This is a genomic window from Duncaniella sp. (genome assembly GCF_029054785.1).
Classification (GTDB): Bacteria; Bacteroidota; Bacteroidia; order Bacteroidales; family Muribaculaceae; genus Duncaniella.
On the sequence record NZ_JAIDEN010000032.1, the window covers coordinates 1 to 7,620 of the forward strand.

Here is a 7,620-nt window from a genome sequence, read left to right on the forward strand (position 1 = left end):
TCAAGTTGTGGTCCCACTTGGGCTTGAACCAAGGACTCCCTGATTATGAGTCAGGTGCTCTAACCAACTGAGCTATAGGACCGAGCCTTTGTTGCGGCGGGGTGCTTTACTGTATGAGATTTTCCCCGCTGCGGGCTTTTGCGCTGCAAAGGTAGGGACTTTTTTTGTTTTTGTCAAATATGTCGGACGTTTTTTTGATTAATTTGTATGCGAAAGGTTCGCGAATGGTCGCCATGTTGGTTCCAAGGGTGATTACTATAAGAATTGGATATATGATTCGCAGGCTTAACCGAGAAGTATGAGAAAACGCTATTTGTTTGATGCATTCAGCGAAATGAGGCTCATATCAAGTGCGTATTAATTTCAAGAGCTGTTTGTTTACGATTTGTCTTCCTTGATGATGAGCAGGGTGTCGCCCGGCTGAAGATGGCGGGTGCCGTTGGGGACTATGTAGCGGTTGCCTCGGCGGATCATCATGACGAGCGATCCGGCGGGGAGCTGCATGTCACGCAGGGTAGAGGCTTTGGCCAGATGTTCGGAGGTGAGCGTGAGGGTCTGGAGCGATGTCGGGAGTTCGTCGGCGAGTTCTACTCCGAAATCCTCTTCGCCGGTGTTGTCAGGAGCTATGAGGTCGAGTCTGCGGGCTGCGGCGATGACGGTGGTACCCTGCACCAGCAGCGATATGATGGTGATGAAGAAGACGATGTTGAATATCTGTCCGGCACCTTCGATCCGGGAGACTACGGGGTAGGTTGCGAAGATGATAGGCACGGCTCCACGGAGTCCGACCCAGGAGATGAAGAGCTTTGACCGGGTGCTGATTTTACGTAGCGGGGCGAGGGACAGGAAGATGCTCAAGGGGCGTCCGACGAGGATCATGAAGATGCCTATGAGGAGCGAGACGGCGGCAACGTCGATCATTTCGTGGGGATTGACCAGGAGTCCGAGCATGAGGAAGACCACGATCTGAGCGAGCCAGGTCATGCCGTCGAGAAACTTGGTGATCCCGCGGTGGTTGGGGAGTGTGGCATTGCCGAGCACTATGCCGCAGATGTAGACCGCGAGATAGCCGTTTCCGGCAAGGGCTGTTGTCGCTGCAAAGGTGAAGAACACGGCGCCGATCATAAGGATGGAGATCATGGAAGTGGCCTGTCCGGCATCTTCTTTGGACTCGGCGCTTGCGTCGCTCCGCCGGGAGACGCCAATCAGCCAGAGGGTCGCTTTGCCCATCGCGAATCCGCCGAGAGCGCCGACTCCGAACTGGAGCATGAGTTCGAGGATGAGCGATCCTGCCGAGAGACCTCCGCCGAGAGTGATGGTCTCGATGAGGATGATTGTCAGCATGTAGGCCATCGGGTCGTTTGAGCCGCTTTCAAGCTCAAGCATCGGGCGCAGGTGGTTGCGCAGGCCCACTTTCTGGCTTCCGAGTATGCCGAAGACCGAGGCCGAGTCTGTCGAAGACATGGTTGCGGCAAGCAGCAGTGAGGGGAGGAAGGCAAAGTGGATGTTGGTCCAGCTCATACCTGAGAGCCACCAGATGAAAAGTCCGGTGAGCATTGCGGTCAGCAACACTCCGACTGTCGACAGGATCAGTCCCGGAACGATCACCGGGCGTATGGCCGAGAGCTTGGTCCCCATTCCGCCTGAGAAGAGGATGATACACAGCGCGATCATGCCGATGAACTGGGCGGAGTGCATGTTGCTGAACTGTATGCCGACGCCGTCGGTTCCGAAGGCCATGCCGACCAGGAGGAAGATCAGCAGCAGGGGGAGTCCGAAACGGTAGCTCGACTTGCCGATGAGCACTCCGGCAATCAGCAGGATTGAGCCGAAAAGGATGATGTTTTCTGAGGTGACGAGTTCCATGTCTGATGTTGTTGTGTCTACAAAGTTAGGCCTTTTGCCGTAAGTATGCAAACACGCCGTGAGGCCTGAACAAACAGAGCCGGATCTTTGTTTGAAAAGAATATCATACTATCCTACAACCAAACCACCAATCCTGTTTTCTCCTTCTCAGATTATGAAAGATGTTAAAAATACACTTTTGGACCGCCGCTCAGTGCGCCGTTATGAACGGGACGCGATTTCCGGCGAGCAGATGGATCTGATCTATGAAGCCATACGCAACACCCCGACCAGCTACAACGGACAGCAGTTTTCGGTGATTGATGTCACCGACCAGCAAATCAAGGAGCAGCTCTACGGGCTGACAGGCCAGAAGCAGATCAAGACATGCAGCCATTTTCTGCTTTTCCTGATCGACTATCACAAGATCAGCCTTATCAGCGAGGAAAAGAATATCGACATGCCTGATTTTCCATCGACAGCTGACGGACTGATTGTCGGTGTGACCGATGCCACGCTCGCCATGATGAGCGCGTTGACAATGGCCGAATCTCTTGGACTGGGAACATGTCCGATCGGCTATGCGCGCACTGCTGCTCCTGAGGCTGTGGCATCGCTGATGAAGCTCCCGGAGAAGACATTCGTGGTCTGCGGGCTGGCTCTCGGTGTGCCCCGCGAGCATCCCGATCTGAAACCCAAGCAACCGGCTGAACTGGTCATCTATAAGAATTGCTACCGTCAGGACGATGATGCGATGCTCGATGAACTGCTTGCCTACGACGAGACAGTCAGCGAGTACAACCGCACACGCGAAGGCTCAAAGACCGACAATGACTGGGCCGGTCACATCGTAGGTTACTATCGCGAAGCTATGAACTACCGCATGCTGCGGGCCTTGCAGCGCCGCGGCTTCGACATCTCGCATTGATCTTTAAGAAGTCGCTCCGACAGCCGCATTCTTACTGAAAGCATAGACCGCCCGCGCCGGAATATCCGCTATCTGCCAAGCAGTGATATTTTGGCGCGGGTGTTTTTTATCTTGTGGCGGTTGAGTTCGTCGACAAGTCGGCGGGCTTCACTGCGGGGGACGGCGACGAGGGCCGCATGGTCGCGCATGGCGATGTGGCCTATTGTCTTGGCGTCAAGGTTGCCTTTGGCCACGAGGAAGCCCACGATGTCGCCGCGCGAGATCTTCTCTTTTTTGCCTACGTTGAAATAGAGCGTAGCGGTGTCCGAGGAGATCGGGTCGGCACTCTTGCCCTGAGGCACCAGTTCGCGGTCCCAATCGAGATAGTCCGGAAGATTCTCACCTTCGGAGGTGATTATATAGACTTCGCCTGAGGCCTGCTGACGGGCTGTGCGTCCGTTGCGGTGGGTCCACGCTTCGGGGGAGGGGGGGAGATGGTAGTGGACCACAGCTGAAAGATCCGGAATGTCAAGTCCGCGGGCGCCGAGGTCAGTAGAGACCAGAATCGGCGTCGATCCGTTGTTGAGCATCTCGATGGCATTCTCGCGGTCATTCTGTTCGAGACCGCCGTGATAGAGGCCCACGGGGAGACCGGTTTTGCGCAGAGCCTCATAGATACGCTCGACGCTTTCGCGGTGATTGGCGAAGACGATCACACGGCCATTGTCGAGTGAGCGCAGAAGGTCGATGAGAGTGTCAAGTTTGTCGCGGGTGGGAGAGGGGACGTTGACAATCTGCATTCTGCGCCGTGGCGACGACTCGCCGCTGAAGTCGATCAGCTCGGCCCCCTGGGTTGTCGGGAGGAACGGAGGCAGTTCGTCAAGCCTTGTGGCTGAAGTCAGCACGATGAGGCTCAGAGAGGTCAGGCGGCGACACACACGTTTCATCTCGTCGGCGAAACCAAGCTCCATGGCCTTGTCATATTCATCGAGAACAAGCGCCCTCACGCCTGACAGATCGACATGGCCGCGGGTGATGTGGTCAAGCAGACGACCCGGTGTGGCTATGATGATATCCGGAGTGACCGAGAGCGAGTTTTTTTCTTCCTGCATTGCGTGACCTCCGTAGAACGCTACGGTTTTCAGCCCTGTGGCAAGCGGGCGGATCACATCGAAGATCTGGAGGACCAGTTCGCGCGAAGGAGCCATCACGACGGCCCGGACCTTTCCGTCAGCCGGACCGAGGCTCTTGAGCAGAGGGATGGCAAAGGCCACAGTCTTGCCTGAGCCGGTCGGCGCAAGGAGTGTCACGGTGTTTCCTGAGGTTTTCACTGAGGCCATGCGCTTCTGCATGGCATTGAGTTCGGTGATGGCGAGGCGAGAGGCTATGTTGGAGATTATTTCTTTTTCTTTCATGTCTTTAAGAGTTGGGGGAGCTGCTTGAGCTGGCGTTTAAGTGCTTGCCTGATAACAATAGTTCAGCGATAAACACCGACGGTTAATTGAAAAGATCGTCGTTGGCCACGGTGACTGACGAGTCGTCGATGTCATGGACATAGTCAAGATCGCTGAAGTCAATCTCGTCATCGTCAAGCAGATCATCAGGAATATTGACTTCTATGAAATGCACTTTGCCGCCCGACCTGGCTTTTGACGCAAGTCCGGAATATATGCGCAGGATGTTGGTCCCGTAGCGCGGATTCATCGCCCATCGGCCCGCGAGTTTTTCCCATGTCGGCGCTGACCCGCGGTTGACGTAGTCGAAACGGGGATCGACCTTCTTTTCACCTGAGGGAAGTCTGCCGGAACATGCGTAGGCATAGAGATGCTGTATCATGGCGGTGACACCCTCTTCGACGGTGCGGAACGAACAGCCCTTGTCGCCGCGCTTCTTCACTCCGAGACCGCAATAGTTGTGGGCGCCGGGCCGCACAGCCGTGCCGTTGTCGAAGCGGAACCATCCGGTTTCGATGATGGCCTGACACAAAGCGATGTCTCCGCGGATGCCGTAGCGGCGTCCGATGTTGTAGAAGGCTTCGGCCACTTCGCGCTTGAAATCGGGATTGTGGCGTTTGACATAGGCATACATGTGGTCAATCTCGACTTCCGGATTTCCGAAAATCGGAGTCTTTCCGACTGCGAGAACCGGAATCAGCCAAAGGAGTAAGCCAAGAAAATATCGCTGCATAATGAGGTGTGGCAATAAGAGTGACTTTTGTTAAAAACGGGATTTCAGGCTGAGGCGAGATGGAGGGATCCACTTCTAATAACGCGCAAGTTAGCGAAAATACTTCAGAAAATGAAAAAATTCCTCTATCTTTGCGATCATGAAGTACTTCTTTTCAGCCGGAGAGGCCTCTGGTGACGTCCACGCGGCGCAGGTAATCAAGGAGTTGCTGAAACTTGACGCTTCAGCCGAAATCACATATCTCGGCGGTGACCGCATGGCCGCCGCAGTTGGCCACGAGCCTCTGATCCACATCAGCCGCATGGCTTTCATGGGATTTATCGACGTGGCTACCCATTTGCCGGAGGTTCTCGGCAACATGCGCACTGCCAAGGAAGCCATCCGGACCATGCGCCCTGATGCCGTTGTCCTTGTCGACTATCCCGGATTCAATCTTAAACTCGCCAAGTTTGCCAAAAGCCTCGGAATAAAGGTCTATTACTATATCGCCCCCAAGCTGTGGGCCTGGAAGGAATACCGCATGAAGCAGCTGAAACGCTATGTAGACTGCATCTTCTCCATCCTGCCTTTCGAACCGGACTGGTTCGGCGAACGTGGCGTAAAGGTTGACTATGTCGGCAATCCCTCGGTCGAAGAGGTCGAGGAAGTGCTGGACTCACTCCCTCCGCGTGAGGAATTTCTCAAGCGCCACGGTCTGTCAGACGAGCCGATCCTGGCTCTCGTGCCCGGAAGCCGTGTCGGCGAGATCAAAGCCAATCTGCCGGTGATGGATGCCGTCGCGCGCCGTCATCCGGAGATGCAGACAGTGGTCGCGGCAGCCCCGTCGATTGACAGGAAGCTCTATGCGGACTACACCTCTTTTCCCCTTGTCAATGCCGCCACGCTTGAACTGATGGCCCGCTCAAGGGCGGCTATGGTCACTTCCGGCACAGCATCGCTTGAATGTGCCCTGGCCGGATGTCCGCAGGTGGTCTGCTATCGCGCCGTGGGCTGGAAATGGGCCCATGACATATTCGTCCACATTCTGAAAATTCCCTATGCGGCCTTGCCAAACCTCATCGGGGGAAAAATCGACCGTCAGACCCGGCGGGAGGTGAACCGCGAGGCAGCGCGCAGTGGTGTAAGAGGCTGTGTGGTGCCTGAGATGCTTGTCCATAACTGCACATCGCAGGCCGTCGACCGTGAACTTTCGCAAGTGATTCCCGACGGGCCTGCCCGAAAGGCCCAGCTGGAAGGCTACGCTAAGATCAGATCAATCCTTCATACGGACAGCAGTGCGGCAGCCAATGTGGCCGCGGCTATCTGCCGTCAGCTCTCCGGATCACATTCCTGATTCCTTCACCGGCCTTCAGTCAGAAGCCGACGTCTGCTCCGTCGGCATTCATGATACAGGTCTGGCGAAAAAAACGTTCCTGTGACTCTTTGATGATGCAAAGTTAGCCACAGGAAATGCTGTTTTTAAACACCCTCTAAAAAGTAACTATTCAGCGATTCAAACAGCTTGATTGCAAGCAAGTTGTAGGATGCTCCACGGAGCATCCGCCGGTTTTATGGTTCATTAACCTCGTTTTCGGATGCACCATGGTGCATCCCTGCCCTGATAATGAGGCTCTTAGGTTGGCAATATTCGCTGAATAGTCACTCTAAAAAAAGTGGTATCGTATAAATAGCGCAGGGACACGAGTCGGGGCTGTGTCCCTGCGGTTAATATCGTTGAGGCCGGCTGATCAAGGATCAGTTGTCGGAACGGAGGCCTTTCCAGACATAGGCACTCAGCATGGCGCCGATGAAAGGAGCCACGATGAAGAGCCAGAGCTGGCTGAGGGGCACACAGTTGCCTTCGATCGCAGCGAAGATGGCCGGGCCGATCGAACGGGCCGGATTTACGGAAGTACCGGTGATGGGGATACAGGCGATGTGGACAAGCACAAGGGTCAGACCGATTGCAAGGCCTGCGAAGTTGCCTGCGCCTTTCTTCTCGTCAGTAGATCCGAGAACGACAAGGACGAAGATGAAGGTGAAGATCAGCTCGGCGAGGAATGCAGGCACGATGTTGCCGGGGAGGAAGCTGTTTGATCCGGTGGTCGTGGTGCTGTTGAACACGGCTTCCAGACCTGCTTCATTGCCGGTGTGGACAAGGATGTAGAGGACTGCTGAAGCGATGATAGCTCCGATGCACTGGAAGAGCATGTAGCCTCCGGCCTCCTTGCCGCTCATGCGTCCGCTTGACCAGACGCCGAGAGTGATCGCGGGATTGATGTGGCAACCGGAGATGTTGCCGATAGTGTAGGCCATAGCTACAACAGAAAGACCGAAGGCCATAGCTACGCCAAGGGTTGTCACGCCATACCCGGTTGTTCCTAATCCGATACCGGCGAAGATTGCGCTGCCGCAACCCATGAGAACCAGAACGAAAGTTCCGATCATCTCTGCGAGATACTTTTTCATAAAATAAACAGTTGGTTAGTGAGTAGTATATGAGACATTTGTTTTATGTCGGCCCGTAGGGTACTGAATGCAAATTAAAGGAAAATATTTCTAAATAGCAAATCTTCCGATAAGAGGGTGTTTCATAACAAGAGTAAAAATCTGAGTGGTGTATTTTTTTAGATAAATTGTTGTAAATGAGAAAGGAGCATAGCGAGCTATGCGACTGCCGAATTTCAACAATTTAGCAAAAG

At 54.5% G+C, this 7,620-nt stretch carries 6 protein-coding genes and 1 tRNA gene; 2 read left to right on the forward strand and 5 right to left on the reverse strand.

Translation table 11 applies throughout. The annotated features are described in order from the left end of the window. Positions 1-8: 8 nt before the first annotated feature. Both K2H17_RS02175 and K2H17_RS02180 read right to left on the reverse strand, forming a co-directional pair. Positions 9-82 (reverse strand) — tRNA-Ile (locus K2H17_RS02175). 296 nt (positions 83-378) lie between these two features. Continuing rightward, entirely contained in the window at positions 379-1,866 is a 1,488-nt protein-coding gene (locus K2H17_RS02180) for a potassium/proton antiporter (RefSeq protein WP_300130878.1), read from the reverse strand. Positions 1,867-2,020: 154 nt separating this feature from the next. Here K2H17_RS02180 and K2H17_RS02185 point away from each other — a divergent pair, with 154 nt between their 5' ends. Continuing rightward, positions 2,021-2,773: a nitroreductase family protein gene (locus tag K2H17_RS02185; protein ID WP_300130881.1), complete on the forward strand. Its 753-nt coding sequence runs from the start codon at positions 2,021-2,023 to the stop codon at positions 2,771-2,773. Between the two features lie 68 nt (positions 2,774-2,841). Here the strand turns inward: K2H17_RS02185 and K2H17_RS02190 are convergent, their stop codons facing one another. After that, positions 2,842-4,167: a DEAD/DEAH box helicase gene (locus K2H17_RS02190; protein ID WP_300130884.1), complete on the reverse strand. Its 1,326-nt coding sequence runs from the start codon at positions 4,165-4,167 to the stop codon at positions 2,842-2,844. Between the two features lie 82 nt (positions 4,168-4,249). Further along, entirely contained in the window at positions 4,250-4,939 is a 690-nt protein-coding gene (locus tag K2H17_RS02195) for a glucosaminidase domain-containing protein (protein ID WP_300130887.1), read from the reverse strand. Between the two features lie 139 nt (positions 4,940-5,078). On the opposite strand from K2H17_RS02195, the gene K2H17_RS02200 reads away from it, so the two are divergent. Further along, positions 5,079-6,272 carry a lipid-A-disaccharide synthase gene (locus tag K2H17_RS02200; RefSeq protein ID WP_300130889.1) on the forward strand — a complete coding sequence of 398 codons (1,194 nt, stop codon included), beginning with the start codon at positions 5,079-5,081 and terminating at the stop codon, positions 6,270-6,272. Between the two features lie 401 nt (positions 6,273-6,673). Here K2H17_RS02200 and K2H17_RS02205 read toward each other — a convergent pair whose 3' ends face one another. Then, entirely contained in the window at positions 6,674-7,387 is a 714-nt protein-coding gene (locus K2H17_RS02205) for an MIP family channel protein (protein WP_300130892.1), read from the reverse strand. Positions 7,388-7,620: the final 233 nt, after the last annotated feature.